Source organism: Comamonas sp. Z1, assembly GCF_008121555.1.
Lineage (GTDB): Bacteria > Pseudomonadota > Gammaproteobacteria > Burkholderiales > Burkholderiaceae_C > Comamonas > Comamonas thiooxydans.
Genome location: NZ_VOQT01000001.1, coordinates 503,994 through 517,127, shown reverse-complemented (window position 1 = coordinate 517,127; position 13,134 = coordinate 503,994). Strand labels below are relative to the sequence as shown.

At 61.0% G+C, this 13,134-nt stretch carries 11 protein-coding genes; 10 read left to right on the top strand and 1 reads right to left on the bottom strand.

The features are described from left to right. Positions 1–100: 100 nt before the first annotated feature. The 7 genes from FSY45_RS02290 to typA all read left to right on the top strand — a co-directional run bounded on the left by FSY45_RS02290 (position 101) and on the right by typA (position 8,962). On the top strand, positions 101–481 hold the full coding sequence (locus FSY45_RS02290) for a thioredoxin family protein (RefSeq protein WP_148747918.1): 381 nt from the start codon (positions 101–103) through the stop codon (positions 479–481). Between the two features lie 180 nt (positions 482–661). Beyond that, positions 662–1,240: a ribosome maturation factor RimP gene (gene rimP / locus FSY45_RS02285; protein WP_148747898.1), complete on the top strand. Its 579-nt coding sequence runs from the start codon at positions 662–664 to the stop codon at positions 1,238–1,240. A gap of 83 nt (positions 1,241–1,323) precedes the next feature. Beyond that, the gene (gene nusA / locus FSY45_RS02280) at positions 1,324–2,811 is read left to right on the top strand and encodes a transcription termination factor NusA (protein WP_003063156.1); all 1,488 of its coding nucleotides are present in this window, start codon (positions 1,324–1,326) and stop codon (positions 2,809–2,811) included. A 23-nt stretch (positions 2,812–2,834) separates the two neighbouring features. Next, complete coding sequence (gene infB, locus FSY45_RS02275; protein ID WP_012837914.1) at positions 2,835–5,669, top strand: translation initiation factor IF-2; 2,835 nt, start codon at positions 2,835–2,837, stop codon at positions 5,667–5,669. Between the two features lie 95 nt (positions 5,670–5,764). Continuing rightward, the gene (gene rbfA, locus FSY45_RS02270) at positions 5,765–6,142 is read left to right on the top strand and encodes a 30S ribosome-binding factor RbfA (protein WP_003056352.1); all 378 of its coding nucleotides are present in this window, start codon (positions 5,765–5,767) and stop codon (positions 6,140–6,142) included. A 4-nt stretch (positions 6,143–6,146) separates the two neighbouring features. Continuing rightward, entirely contained in the window at positions 6,147–7,139 is a 993-nt protein-coding gene (gene truB, locus FSY45_RS02265; protein ID WP_003063153.1) for a tRNA pseudouridine(55) synthase TruB, read from the top strand. Further along, positions 7,136–8,962: a translational GTPase TypA gene (gene typA, locus FSY45_RS02260; RefSeq protein ID WP_003063151.1), complete on the top strand. Its 1,827-nt coding sequence runs from the start codon at positions 7,136–7,138 to the stop codon at positions 8,960–8,962. The genes truB and typA overlap by 4 nt, the downstream gene beginning before the upstream one ends. A gap of 323 nt (positions 8,963–9,285) precedes the next feature. On the opposite strand, the gene FSY45_RS02255 is transcribed toward typA, so the two are convergent. Continuing rightward, on the bottom strand, positions 9,286–9,591 hold the full coding sequence (locus FSY45_RS02255; RefSeq protein ID WP_003063149.1) for a c-type cytochrome: 306 nt from the start codon (positions 9,589–9,591) through the stop codon (positions 9,286–9,288). Between the two features lie 113 nt (positions 9,592–9,704). Between FSY45_RS02255 and FSY45_RS02250 the strand changes: the two genes are divergently transcribed. The 3 genes from FSY45_RS02250 to FSY45_RS02240 all read left to right on the top strand — a co-directional run bounded on the left by FSY45_RS02250 (position 9,705) and on the right by FSY45_RS02240 (position 13,068). Then, a complete protein-coding gene (locus FSY45_RS02250) occupies positions 9,705–9,944 on the top strand; it encodes a TIGR04438 family Trp-rich protein (RefSeq protein ID WP_003063147.1) in 240 nt (79 codons plus the stop codon). Positions 9,945–10,084: 140 nt separating this feature from the next. Continuing rightward, positions 10,085–11,944: a dihydroxy-acid dehydratase gene (gene ilvD / locus FSY45_RS02245; protein WP_003063146.1), complete on the top strand. Its 1,860-nt coding sequence runs from the start codon at positions 10,085–10,087 to the stop codon at positions 11,942–11,944. Between the two features lie 116 nt (positions 11,945–12,060). Next, complete coding sequence (locus FSY45_RS02240; protein ID WP_003063144.1) at positions 12,061–13,068, top strand: tripartite tricarboxylate transporter substrate binding protein; 1,008 nt, start codon at positions 12,061–12,063, stop codon at positions 13,066–13,068. Positions 13,069–13,134 lie beyond the last annotated feature (66 nt).

The following is a 13,134-nucleotide window of genomic DNA, read 5'->3' as shown; positions in this document are numbered from 1 at the left end:
TGGGGTGATGACCGGGGTTTGAGTCCTTGGGTGCATCTGGCGCTACCATTGCCGGGATCAATGCAGGGGCGTGTGCGAAGGCCTGCCCAGAGTTCGTGAAATGAAACAAGAAATTACAAAAACAGACGCATGGCTGGTTGTCTGCCTCTGTGCTGACTGGTGCGGTACCTGTAAACAGTACCGGCAGCCCTTCGAGGCTCTTGCTGCCCAGTTTCCACAGATGCGTTTTGTCTGGCTCGATGTGGAAGACCGTGAGGATGTCGCTGGCGATCTGGACATAGAAACCTTTCCGTCCATTTTGGTGGCGCAGGGTGAGCAGGCCAGATTTCTGGGGCCTGTGCTTCCGCAGACGGGGGTGCTGGCGCGGATGCTGCAATCCCTGTCCGAAGATGCGGCGGCGAGGCCCGCCGATGTGCAGGAGGCCCAGGATTTGCTGCAGCGATTGTTGCGCGCTGATGACCTGCAGGAAGTCTTGCGTTGATCGCTGTTTTATGCGAGACACTTTTTGCGAAAACAGTGGTTTGCGGCTACAATCACGGCTTCACGACCAAACGGGCGGGTACATACCGCCCGTTTTTTTTGGGCAATTCATGGCGAAACCTGTTTTTGGCAGAGCTAAGTCCATGATTTGACAGATTTTTCGGGATTGAACTGAATACACGTGGCACTACAGCAAATCGTTGAACAAACCGTCACAGGTCTGGGCTATGACCTGGTTGAAATCGAGCGCTCGGCCGGCGGCCTGCTGCGCATCACGATTGATTTGCCTTGGCAGGCGCCGGAGGAAGGTGCGCCTGAGCTGCCCGAGCAGTTCGTGACAGTGGAAGACTGCGAAAAGGTCACGCGCCAGCTTCAGTTTGCGCTGGAAGTCGATGGTGCGGACTACGCCCGCCTGGAGGTCTCTTCTCCAGGCATTGATCGTTTGCTGCGCCATGAGCAGGACTTCATCCGCTTTAAAGGCTCGGAGGTGGATCTGACGCTCAAGGCTCCCATCGGGGCTGCGGGTGGCGACAAGATCAATGCAAACCGCAAAAAATTTCGTGGCACGCTGGAGCGGACTGAAGAAGGTGGCTGGCAGATCGTCTGGAGCGATGAGCCGCCTCCCAAGCCGGGCGTGCGCGTCAGCAAGAAGCGTGAGCCAGCGCCGTTGAACGCGATGGGCTTTACGCTTGACGAGTTGCGCGAAGCTCGTCTGGCACCGATTGTGAATTTCAAAGGACGCGCAGCCAAGCCCGAATGAGGCAGCTGAAGCGTTTGAATCTTTTGGGGCAAAGAGGTCGCATGCAAATCCTCTTTGTGTGATTGAAATAGGAGAGTCGTCGCATGAATCGCGAACTGTTGATGTTGGTTGAAGCCATTTCGCGTGAAAAGAACGTGGAACGCGATGTGGTTTTTGGTGCCGTGGAATCCGCACTGGCACAGGCCACCAAGAAGCTGTACCAAGGTGAAGTAGACATCCGCGTGTCCATCGATCGCGAAAGCGGCGACTACGACACCTTTCGCCGCTGGGTGGTGGTGTCTGACGATGCCGGTCTGCAGAACCCCGACGCCGAAGAAATGCTGATGGATGCGGAAGACCGCGTGCCCGGCATTCAAATTGGTGAGTTCATTGAAGAGCAGATCGAGTCGCTGCCCATCGGCCGTATCGGTGCCATGGCTGCCAAGCAGGTCATCCTGCAGAAGATTCGCGACGCCGAGCGCGAAATGCTGCTCAACGAATTCCTGGCCCGTGGCGAGAAGATTTTCACCGGTACCGTCAAGCGCATGGACAAGGGCGACATCATTGTCGAATCCGGCCGTGTGGAAGGCCGACTCAAGCGCGGCGAGATGATCCCCAAGGAAAATCTGCGCAATGGCGACCGTGTGCGCGCCATGATCATGGAAGTCGATGCCACCCTGCGCGGTGCTCCCATCCTGCTGTCGCGCTCGGCTCCCGAATTCATGGTGGAATTGTTCCGCAATGAAGTGCCCGAGATCGAGCAAGGCCTGCTGGAGATCAAGAGCTGCGCCCGTGACGCCGGCTCTCGTGCCAAGATCGCCGTGCTCAGCCACGACAAGCGCGTGGACCCCATCGGCACCTGTGTCGGCGTGCGCGGCACCCGCGTGAATGCCGTGACCAACGAACTGGCCGGCGAGCGTGTGGATATCGTGCTGTGGTCCGAAGACCCCGCCCAGTTCGTGATCGGTGCCCTGGCTCCTGCCAATGTCTCTTCCATCGTTGTGGATGAGGAAAAGCACGCCATGGACGTGGTGGTGGACGAGGAAAATCTGGCCATCGCCATCGGTCGCGGCGGTCAGAACGTGCGTCTGGCCTCCGAGCTGACAGGCTGGAAGATCAACATCATGGACGCTGCAGAGTCTGCCCAGAAGCAGGCCGACGAGTCGGCTGTCTCGCGCAAGCTGTTCATGGAAAAGCTGGATGTGGACGAGGAAATCGCCAACATCCTGATCGAAGAAGGTTTCGAGACCCTGGAAGAAGTGGCCTATGTGCCGCTGCAGGAAATGCTCGAGATCGAATCCTTCGACGAAGAGACGGTGAACGAGCTGCGTAGCCGCGCCAAGGATGCACTGCTGAGTCAGGAAATTGCTCGCGAAGAAAATGTGAGCAAGGCATCCGAGGATCTGGTGTCTCTGGACGGCATGACTGCCGAGCTGCTGGACAAGCTGGCGCAAGCTGATGTGCACACCCGTGACGATCTGGCCGACCTGGCGATCGACGAGCTGACCGAAATCACCGGTCAGACTGCCGAAGAAGCCAAGGCCTTGATCATGAAGGCGCGTGAGCACTGGTTTACCGATGGGCAAGAGTAAGGTCAGGGAGGTACAGAGCATTTATGTCGAGTAATACGGTTGCAGAATTTGCGAAAGAGCGCAACACGACCCCTGATACCTTGCTGCAGCAGCTCAAGGCCGCCGGGGTTGACAAGGCCAATGCGGCTGACGCGCTGACCGAAGGTGACAAGCAGCGCTTGCTGTCTCACCTGCAGGCAAGCCATGGCAGCGGTGCCAAGAAGATCACGCTGACCAAGAAGTCCACCAGCGAAATCAAGCAGGCGGATTCATCGGGCCGTGCCCGTACGATTCAGGTGGAAGTGCGCAAGAAGCGCACTTTCGTGAAGCGGGAAGACACTCCCGCCGAGGCTCAGGCCAATGCGGAAAGCATGGCTAAGGCTGTGCAGGAGCGTGCCGCTAGTCAAGAGCTGGTACGCCGTGAAGAAGATGCTCGCCGCGAGGCCGAGCTGTTGAGCCATCAGGAAGAACAATTGGCCAAGGAACGTCAAGAGCGCGAAGAGCGCGAGCGCCGCGAGCGCGAAGCCGAGGAACGTGCTGCAGCCTATGCAGCCGCCGAAGTCGCCAAGGTGGCTGAAGCCAAGGCGGCAAAGGAAGAAGAAAAGCGCGAGCACGCCGCAGGCGCTGCCGCACGTGCTGCGGCCCAGGCCGAGGCACGCGCCAAGGCGGAAGCCGAATCCCAGGCCAAGGCTGCTGAAGAAGCCAGCCGCGCCAAGGATCTGGATGAGCGCCGCCGCAAGGCCCTGGCCGAAGCGGAAGCCATCCGCGCCATGATGGCTGCACCCAAGAAGGTGCTGGTCGCCAAGAAGCCCGAGGAGCCCAAGAAGGCTGCTCCGGTTGCCGCCGATGCCAAGAAGCCTGTTGCTGCCAAGGATGGCAACAAGCCTGCAGGCAGCGCTGGCGCGGCCAATGCCGGCGGCGGCGCCCGTCCAGGCAAGGAAGTTAAGTCCGCCAAGCTGTCTTCGAGCTGGTCCAACGACGCCGGCAAGAAGAAGGAAATCAAGACCCGTGGCGACAGCTCCGGCGGCGTGGCTGGCCGTTCCAACTGGCGCGGTGGTCCCAAGGGCGGCCGTCGTGGCAATGATCGTCACGAGCAGCAACAGCAGCAGGCTCCCGAGTTCCGTCAGCTGGAGATTTCGGTGCCCGAGACCATCACCGTGGCCGAACTGGCTCACAAGATGGCCATCAAGGCATCCGAGGTCATCAAGGTTCTGATGAAGATGGGCCAGATGGTCACCATCAACCAGCCGCTGGACCAGGACACCGCCATGATCGTGGTGGAAGAAATGGGTCACACCGCCAAGGTGGCAGCACTGGACGATCCCGAGGCCTTCACCGCCGAGGAAGTCTCCAACTCCGAAGCCGAGCAACTGCCGCGCGCTCCCGTGGTGACCGTCATGGGTCACGTGGACCACGGCAAGACCTCGCTGCTGGACTACATCCGTCGCACCAAGGTGGCGTCGGGCGAAGCCGGCGGCATCACTCAGCACATCGGTGCCTACCATGTGAAGACGCCTCGCGGCATCATCACCTTCCTGGACACTCCCGGTCACGAGGCCTTCACGGCCATGCGTGCTCGCGGTGCCAAGTCCACCGACATCGTGATTCTGGTGGCCGCTGCCGACGACGGCGTCATGCCCCAGACCAAGGAAGCCATCAAGCACGCCAAGGCGGCTGGTGTTCCCATCGTGGTGGCCATCACCAAGGCCGACAAGCCCGAAGCCAACCCCGATCGCGTCAAGCAGGAGCTGGTCGTGGAAGAGGTGCTGCCCGAAGAATACGGCGGCGACTCTCCCTTCGTGGCCGTGTCCTCCAAGACCGGTCAGGGCATCGACGAGCTGCTGGAGCAAGTGCTGCTGCAGGCCGAAGTGCTGGAACTCAAGGCGCCCGTGGACGCCGCAGCCAAGGGTATCGTGATCGAAGCCCAGCTGGACAAGGGTCGCGGTACCGTGGCTACGGTGCTGGTGCAGTCCGGTACGCTGAAGGTCGGCGACGTGGTGCTGGCGGGCCAGACCTATGGTCGCGTGCGAGCCATGCTCGACGAAGACGGTAAGCAGACCAAGGAAGCCGGTCCTTCCATCCCTGTAGAGATTCAGGGTCTGAACGAAGTGCCCCAGGCGGGTGACGACTTCATGGTGCTGAGCGACGAACGCCGTGCCCGTGAAATCGCGACCTACCGCGCCGGCAAGTTCCGCAACACCAAGCTGGCCAAGCAGCAGGCTGCGAAGCTGGAAAACATGTTCGCCGAAATGTCCGCTGGCGATGTGCAGACCCTGCCCATCATCATCAAGGCCGACATGCAAGGCTCGCAGGAAGCTCTGGCAGCCTCGCTGCTCAAGCTGTCCACCGACGAGATCAAGGTTCAGCTGGTGTACTCCGGCGTGGGCGGTATCTCCGAGTCCGACGTCAACCTGGCGCTGGCTTCCAAGGCCATCATCATCGGCTTCAACGTGCGTGCGGATGCTCAGGCCCGCAAGACCGCTGAAGGCAACGATGTCGACGTTCGCTACTACAACATCATCTACGATGCCGTGGATGAAGTGAAGGCTGCGATGTCCGGCATGCTGGCTCCCGAGAAGCGCGAAGAGATCATCGGTATGGCCGAGATCCGTACCGTGTTCGTGGCAACGAAGATCGGCACCATTGCCGGCTCGTACATCACGCAAGGTCACGTCACCCGTAATGCACACTTCCGTCTGCTGCGCGACAACGTGGTCATCTACACGGGCGAGATCGAGTCGCTGCGCCGCATGAAGGACGATGTCAAGGAAGTCAAGGAAGGCTTCGAGTGCGGTATCAAGCTGCGCAACTACAACGACATCAAGGAAGGCGACGTGCTGGAAGTCTTCGAGATCAAGGAAATCGCTCGTACGCTGTAAAAGCAATAGCTGCTAGCGCCTGCTCTGCAAGGGTTTGAGGCTGAAAATGCCTTGAACTCCTTGTGAAGCAAGCGCAAATAGCTCCTTTTTTATTCATGGCAACCAAACGCAAATCTGCTGCTCCCAACCGCAGCTTCAAAGTTTCCGACCAGATCCAGCGTGATCTGTCGGAGCTGATCGCCCGCGAGTTGAAGGACCCGCGCGTCGGCATGGTCACGCTGCAAGGCGTGGAGGTGACTCCTGACTATGCCCACGCCAAGGTGTTCTTCAGCGTGCTCGTCGGCGATCCCGAAGTGACGCTGGCAGCACTCAATCAGGCCGCAGGCTTTCTGCGCAACGGCCTGTTCAAGCGTCTGCACATTCATACCGTGCCCACGCTGCATTTCGTCTACGACCGCACTACAGAGCGCGCTGCCGACATGAACGCCTTGATCGCCAAGGCTGTGGCGTCGCGCGGACCCGAACAGGAATAAGCACATGAACGCCCCTCGCACCCGGGTGCAGCGGCGCCCTGTGCATGGGGTGTTGCTGCTCGATAAACCGCTGGGCTGGTCCAGCAACGATATCTTGCAGAAGGTCAAGTGGCTGCTACGTGCCGAAAAGGCCGGGCATACAGGCACGCTTGATCCGCTGGCCAGTGGCGTGCTGCCGCTGTGTTTCGGCGCTGCCACCAAATTCAGTCAGCTTCAGCTCGAAGCCGAGAAAACCTACGAAGCCATTGCCCGCCTGGGCCAGACCACAACCACGGCCGATGCCGAGGGCGATGTGGTGCTGGAGCGTGCCGTCGATCTGGCCGCCATCACGCCCGAGCGCCTGGCGCAGGTGCAAGCCCAGTTCACGGGCGATATCAAGCAGGTGCCGCCCATGCACAGTGCGCTGAAGAAGGACGGCAAGGCACTCTATGAATATGCCCGTGCGGGCGTGGAAGTGGAGCGCCCCGCACGAGATGTCACCATTCATGCATTGGAGCTGACGCTGGTGCAGGACGATCAGGGGCATCCGGCCGTCAAGATGAGAGTGAGCTGCAGCAAGGGCACTTACATCCGCACATTGGGCGAAGACGTGGGCGAGGCCTTGGGCTGTGGCGCCCACTTGCGCTTTCTGCGCCGTGTGGAAACCGGCGGTCTTGAGGTGTCGCGCTGCGTGACGCTGGAGGCGCTGGAAGCCATGAACGATGAAGAGCGCATCGCGCAGGTCCAGCCTGTGGATACCCTGCTGCATCGTCATGCCGTCGTCACCTTGGGTGAACAGGATGCAGGTCGCTTTCTATCAGGCTTGCGCCGTCGAGGGTCTTGGGCGGATGCCCCGGCCGTGGCGGTGTATGGTGAGCGCCCGCATGCCCTTTTAGGGGTAGGCCGTGTGGCGAGCGGGGAATTGATTCCCGAGCGCCTGCTCAGTCCGCTAGAAATTCAACAAATTTTGGAAGGAACGCCGCGTCCACAAGCAAGCGGCATTTTGGAAACATTATGAGCAAACAAATCCGCAACATTGCGATCATCGCGCACGTTGACCACGGTAAGACCACCATGGTGGACCAGCTGCTGCGCCAGTCCGGCACTTTTGCCGAGCACGAAAAAGTCGTCGACACCGTGATGGACAACCATGCCATCGAACGTGAGCGCGGCATCACCATTCTGGCCAAGAACTGTGCCGTGTCCTGGAAGGACACCCACATCAACATTCTCGACACGCCCGGTCACGCGGACTTCGGCGGCGAAGTGGAACGTGCCCTGTCCATGGTCGACGGCGTGGTGCTGCTGATCGATGCGCAGGAAGGCCCCATGCCCCAGACGCGCTTCGTGACCAAGAAGGCTCTGGCCCTGGGTCTGCGCCCCATCGTGGTGGTGAACAAGGTGGACAAGCCCGGTGCCAACCCCGACAAGGTGATCAACGCCGCTTTCGACCTGTTCGACAAGCTGGGCGCCACCGACGAGCAACTGGACTTCCCCGTGGTCTACGCCTCCGGCATCAACGGCTGGTCGTCCAAGGAAGAGGGCGAGCCCGGTGCCAAGTGGGGTGAGGACATGTCCGCCCTGTTCGATACCATCCTCGACCATGTGCCTTCCGTGCAGGGCGATGCCAGCGCTCCCCTGCAACTGCAGGTCTCCGCTCTGGACTATTCCACCTTCGTGGGTCGTATCGGCGTGGGCCGCATCACCCAGGGTACGCTCAAGCCCGGTCAGCAAGTGGCCGTGATGGCAGGTCCTGACGGCAAGAGCTACAGCGGCAAGATCAACCAGGTGCATACCTTCCAGGGTATCGATCGCGTGCAGGCCACCGAAGCCGGTCCTTCCGAGATCGTGCTGATCAGCGGTATCGAAAACATCGGTATCGGCGAGACCGTCACCGATCCCGCCAATCCTCAGCCTCTGCCCATGCTGAAGATTGACGAGCCCACGCTGACCATGAACTTCTGCGTGAACACCTCGCCCCTGGCAGGTCGTGAAGGCAAGTTCGTGACCAGCCGCCAGATCTGGGACCGTCTGCAAAAGGAACTGCGCTCCAACGTGGCTCTGCGCGTCAAGGAAACCGACGAAGACGGTATCTTTGAAGTCTCCGGCCGTGGTGAACTGCACCTGACCATCTTGCTGGAAGAAATGCGCCGCGAAGGCTACGAGCTGGCAGTGTCCAAGCCCCGCGTCGTGATGCAGATGATCGACGGTGAAAAGCACGAGCCCATCGAGCTGGTGACTGCCGACATCGAAGAAGGCCACCAGGGCGGCGTGATGCAGGCACTGGGCGAGCGCAAGGGCGAGCTGGTGAACATGGAACCCGATGGCCGCGGTCGCGTCCGTCTGGAATACCGTATTCCTGCCCGTGGCCTGATCGGTTTCACCAACGAATTCCTGAACCTGACACGTGGTTCCGGCCTGATCGCCAATATCTTCGACAGCTACGAACCCCATAAGGGTGACATCGGCGGCCGCAAGAACGGCGTGCTGATCTCCATGGACGACGGTGAAATCTTCACCTACGCCCTGGGCAAGCTGGACGACCGTGGCCGCATGTTCGTGAAGGCCGGCGACCCCGTGTACGAAGGCATGATCATCGGCATCCACAGCCGCGACAACGACCTGGTGGTGAACGCCACGCGTACCAAGCAGCTGACCAACTTCCGTGTTTCCGGCAAGGAAGACGCGATCAAGATCACGCCTCCCATCGAGCTGTCGCTGGAGTACGGCGTGGAATTCATCGAAGACGACGAGCTGCTGGAAATCACCCCCACCAGCCTGCGCGTGCGCAAGCGTCACCTGAAGGAACACGACCGCAAGCGTGCTTCGCGTGATGCGTAATTCACAGGCCTAGGCTGTGAATCCAAAAAGGCCCTTCGGGGCCTTTTTTATTGCACGCTGCTGCCTGACAGTCTGCATTGCAACGGCTGCGGTATTGATTCGTCGCTGCACGAGCCACGGGCCGAGTTGCTGCCGAGTTGCAGCAGTCAAGTGTTGCGGATGCTGACCTCACGGGTGCGGAGCGAAGTCTGGAATCCTGGTGCCGTAGGGCTGATGGAAGAGCAGGGCCGCTGAGTCGCGGTAGCTTCAGAAACAAAAAACCGCATGGGAGCCATGCGGTTTTTGATAACGGCCCTGTCTCGCGCCGTTGAGAAGCAGTCGATTTACTTCTGCGTCAGAATCCAGGCCACCAGCTTCTTGGCATCGGCGTCGTTCACCTGGGGATTGGCGGGCATGGGCACGGGGCCCCACACGCCGGAGCCGCCCTTGATGACCTTGGCAGCCAGCTTGTCGGCGGCGTCCTTCTGGCCTGCATACTTGGCGGCCACATCCTTGAATGCGGGACCAACCAGCTTCTTGTCAACAGCGTGGCAGGCCATGCAGTTCTTGGACTGCGCCAGGGCCTGATCGGCCATGGCAGGGGCCACGGCAGCGGCGGAAAGGGCGAAAGCGATCAGAAATTGCTTCATCATGAGTTCCCAGGGTGCGGGGTTAAAGTTGATCTTTTAGCGCATTGTAGTGCTTGGCTTGTGTACTCTCCAGTGCACTCTGTGTTCTGGAAAATCAACAAAAAAGGGGATGTATGTATCTGTTAGGTTTGGCGATCGTGTTGTCGCTGCTCAAGCTGGCTCAGATCGGGCCTGTCGCAGGCTGGAGTTGGTGGCCGATTCTGGGCGTTTATGGGGCGGCTGCCGCCTGGTGGGCCTGGGCCGATGCTTCGGGCTATACCAAGCGCAAGGCCATGGAGAAGATGGACCAGCGCAAGAAAGAGCGTATCGAACGTCAGAAGCAGGCCATGGCACCGGGCCAGCGACGTCGTTGAGCAGTGAATCAGGCATCGTGATTGACGATGTCTTGTGATTGTTTTGCCTGACAGCCCGCCATGGGCTAGGCATCGCTGCCTTGCAGTGCTGGGCCATAATCCAAAGAATCATTTCCCGATAACGTCTTATAGCGAACCCCATGCCCGCATACCGTTCCAAAACCTCCACTGGCGGCCGCAACATGGCCGGTGCGCGCGCCCTGTGGCGTGCCACCGGCATGAAAGATGGCGATTTCGACAAGCCCATCATTGCGATTGCCAACTCCTTCACTCAGTTCGTGCCCGGTCATGTGCATCTGAAGGATCTGGGGCAACTGGTCGCGCGCGAGATCGAAAAGGCCGGCGGCGTGGCCAAGGAGTTCAACACCATCGCCGTGGACGATGGCATCGCCATGGGCCATGACGGCATGCTGTATTCGCTGCCCAGCCGCGACCTGATCGCGGACTCGGTCGAGTACATGGTCAATGCCCATTGCGCCGATGCGCTGGTGTGCATCTCCAACTGCGACAAGATCACCCCCGGCATGCTGATGGCCGCGATGCGCCTGAACATTCCGGTGATCTTTGTTTCCGGCGGCCCCATGGAAGCCGGCAAGACCAAGCTGGCCAACCCCGAAACCAAGACCATAGAGTTCAAGAAGCTGGACCTGGTGGACGCCATGGTGATCGCGGCCGATCAGCGCTATTCCGATGCCGAAGTGGCCGAGGTGGAGCGCTCCGCCTGCCCGACCTGCGGTTCCTGCTCGGGCATGTTCACCGCCAATTCGATGAACTGCCTGACCGAAGCGCTGGGCTTGTCCCTGCCCGGCAATGGCACCGTGGTGGCCACGCATGCCGACCGCGAAGAGCTGTTCCTGCGCGCTGGCCGCCGCATCGTCGAGCTGGCCCGCGACTACTACGAGAACGACAACGACAGCGTGCTGCCGCGCTCCGTGGGCTTCAAGGCCTTCGAGAACTGCATCACGCTGGACATCGCCATGGGCGGCTCCACCAATACCATCCTGCACCTGTTGGCCATCGCCCAGGAAGCGGGTATCGACTTCACCATGGCCGACATCGACCGCCTCTCGCGCGTCGTGCCCCAGCTGTGCAAGGTGGCACCCAACACGCCCAAGTACCACATCGAAGACGTGCACCGCGCTGGCGGCATCATGGCCATCCTGGGCGAGCTGGACCGCGCCGGCAAGCTGCACACCGATGTGCCCACGGTGCATGCCAAGACCATGAAGGATGCGCTGGAGCAGTGGGACATCATGCGCACGCAGGACGAGGCCGTGCGCCACTTCTACATGGCCGGCCCCGCTGGCATTCCCACGCAGGTGGCGTTCAGCCAGAACACCCGCTGGCCCAGCCTGGACCTGGACCGTGCCGAAGGCTGCATCCGCAGCTACGAGCACGCTTTCAGCAAGGAAGGCGGCTTGGCCGTGCTGCGCGGCAACATCGCGCTGGACGGCTGCGTGGTGAAGTCCGCAGGCGTGGACGAGTCGATCCTGGTCTTCGAAGGCCCTGCCCATGTGGTCGAGTCGCAGGACGAGGCCGTGGCCAACATCCTGGCCGACAAGGTCAAGGCAGGCGATGTGGTCATCGTGCGCTACGAAGGCCCCAAGGGTGGCCCCGGCATGCAGGAAATGCTCTACCCCACCAGCTACATCAAGTCCAAGGGCCTGGGCAAGGCCTGTGCGCTGCTGACGGACGGCCGCTTCTCGGGCGGTACCTCCGGCCTGTCCATCGGTCACTGCTCTCCCGAAGCGGCAGCCGGCGGCGCGATTGGCCTGGTGCAGAACGGCGACATCATCCGCATCGACATTCCCAACCGCAGCATCAATATGCTGGTCAGCGACGAAGAGCTGGCCCGCCGCCGTGAAGCGCAGAATGCCAAGGGCTGGAAGCCTGCCCAGGCCCGTCCCCGCAAGATCTCTGCGGCCCTCAAGGCCTATGCCAAGCTGGTGACCAGCGCCGATACCGGCGCCGTGCGAGATCTGTCGCTGCTCGACGATTAAGTTACGTTTGTTTCGTCATTTCGTCAGCGCGGACTTTGCCTGCTGACGGACAATCCCACAGCCGCTCGATGCAAGTCGCGCGGCTGTTTTTATTGTCTTGCCAGAAAGTGATCTCCATGTCTTTCGCTGTTCGCCCCTCCTTCTTGTTGAAGACAGCAGGGCTGCTGGCCTTGCTGGGGGCATTGACGGCGCAGGCTGCAGAAGGGCGTTACCCGCAGCGTCCCGTGCGTCTGGTGGTCCCTTTCACGCCCGGAGGCTCCACCGATATCGTGGCGCGCCTGGTTGCCGATGCCATGCACACAACCCTGGGTCAGCCCGTGGTGGTCGACAACCGGTCCGGCGCCAGCGGCTTCATCGGGGCCGAGGCCGTGGCCAATGCGGCGCCTGACGGCTACACCATAGGCCTGGGCACCATCAGCACGCTGGTGGTCAATCCCGTCATGCTGCCCCAGTCGGCACGCATAGATCCTGCCAAGGCCTTTGTACCGGTGGTTGCACTGGCGTCCATTCCGTCGGTGTTTTCCGTGCATCCCAATATGGGTGTGCAGAACTATGCCCAGTTCCTCACTCTTGCGCGCAGCAAGCCGGGTCAGTTCAATATCGGATCGGCCGGAATTGGCTCCATCGGGCATCTGATTGCCGAGCGCCTCAATGCCGATCTCAAGCTCAAGCTGCACCACATTCCCTACAAGGGGCAGGGGCCGGTGATCAGCGGCGCGCTGTCGGGCGAGACCCAGGTGCTCAGCGATCAATACCCTTCGTCGGCTCCGCATGTGGCTGCGGGCCGCCTGGTTCCGTTCGCCGTGGCCGCGCAGGAGCGCTTGCCGACCCTGCCGCAGGTGCCCACGTTCAGGGAGTTGGGCCACCCTGCGCTCAACGATCTGGCCATCACCTGGTTCGGCATCGTTGCTCCGGCAGCAACGCCGCAGGCCGTCGTGACCAGGCTCAACGGCGCTGCCAACGCGGCCTTGCAGGATCCTGCCGTGCAGGAGCGGTTGCAGACCATGGGCGTGCAGGTATTGGGCGGCACACCGCAGCGATTGAGCACCATGATGGATGAGACCGCCAAGGTCGTGCGTCAGACCGTGCGCGAGCAGGGCCTGGCGGTGGACAAGCCGCATTGACACTTGAAAGAGCGCCGTTGACGCCGGATGCAGCAGGATGCCAGGTCGAGGTTTTTCGCATCAGGG

Excerpts from the sequence above, each read along its gene's own strand:
- FSY45_RS02290 (WP_148747918.1), top strand. The coding sequence starts at position 101 with ATGAAACAAGAAATTACAAAAACAGACGCATGGCTGGTTGTCTGCCTC.
- nusA (WP_003063156.1), top strand. The coding sequence starts at position 1,324 with ATGAATCGCGAACTGTTGATGTTGGTTGAAGCCATTTCGCGTGAAAAG.
- infB (WP_012837914.1), top strand. The coding sequence starts at position 2,835 with ATGTCGAGTAATACGGTTGCAGAATTTGCGAAAGAGCGCAACACGACC.
- rbfA (WP_003056352.1), top strand. The coding sequence starts at position 5,765 with ATGGCAACCAAACGCAAATCTGCTGCTCCCAACCGCAGCTTCAAAGTT.
- truB (WP_003063153.1), top strand. The coding sequence starts at position 6,147 with ATGAACGCCCCTCGCACCCGGGTGCAGCGGCGCCCTGTGCATGGGGTG.
- typA (WP_003063151.1), top strand. The coding sequence starts at position 7,136 with ATGAGCAAACAAATCCGCAACATTGCGATCATCGCGCACGTTGACCAC.
- FSY45_RS02255 (WP_003063149.1), bottom strand. The coding sequence starts at position 9,591 with ATGAAGCAATTTCTGATCGCTTTCGCCCTTTCCGCCGCTGCCGTGGCC.
- FSY45_RS02250 (WP_003063147.1), top strand. The coding sequence starts at position 9,705 with ATGTATCTGTTAGGTTTGGCGATCGTGTTGTCGCTGCTCAAGCTGGCT.
- ilvD (WP_003063146.1), top strand. The coding sequence starts at position 10,085 with ATGCCCGCATACCGTTCCAAAACCTCCACTGGCGGCCGCAACATGGCC.
- FSY45_RS02240 (WP_003063144.1), top strand. The coding sequence starts at position 12,061 with ATGTCTTTCGCTGTTCGCCCCTCCTTCTTGTTGAAGACAGCAGGGCTG.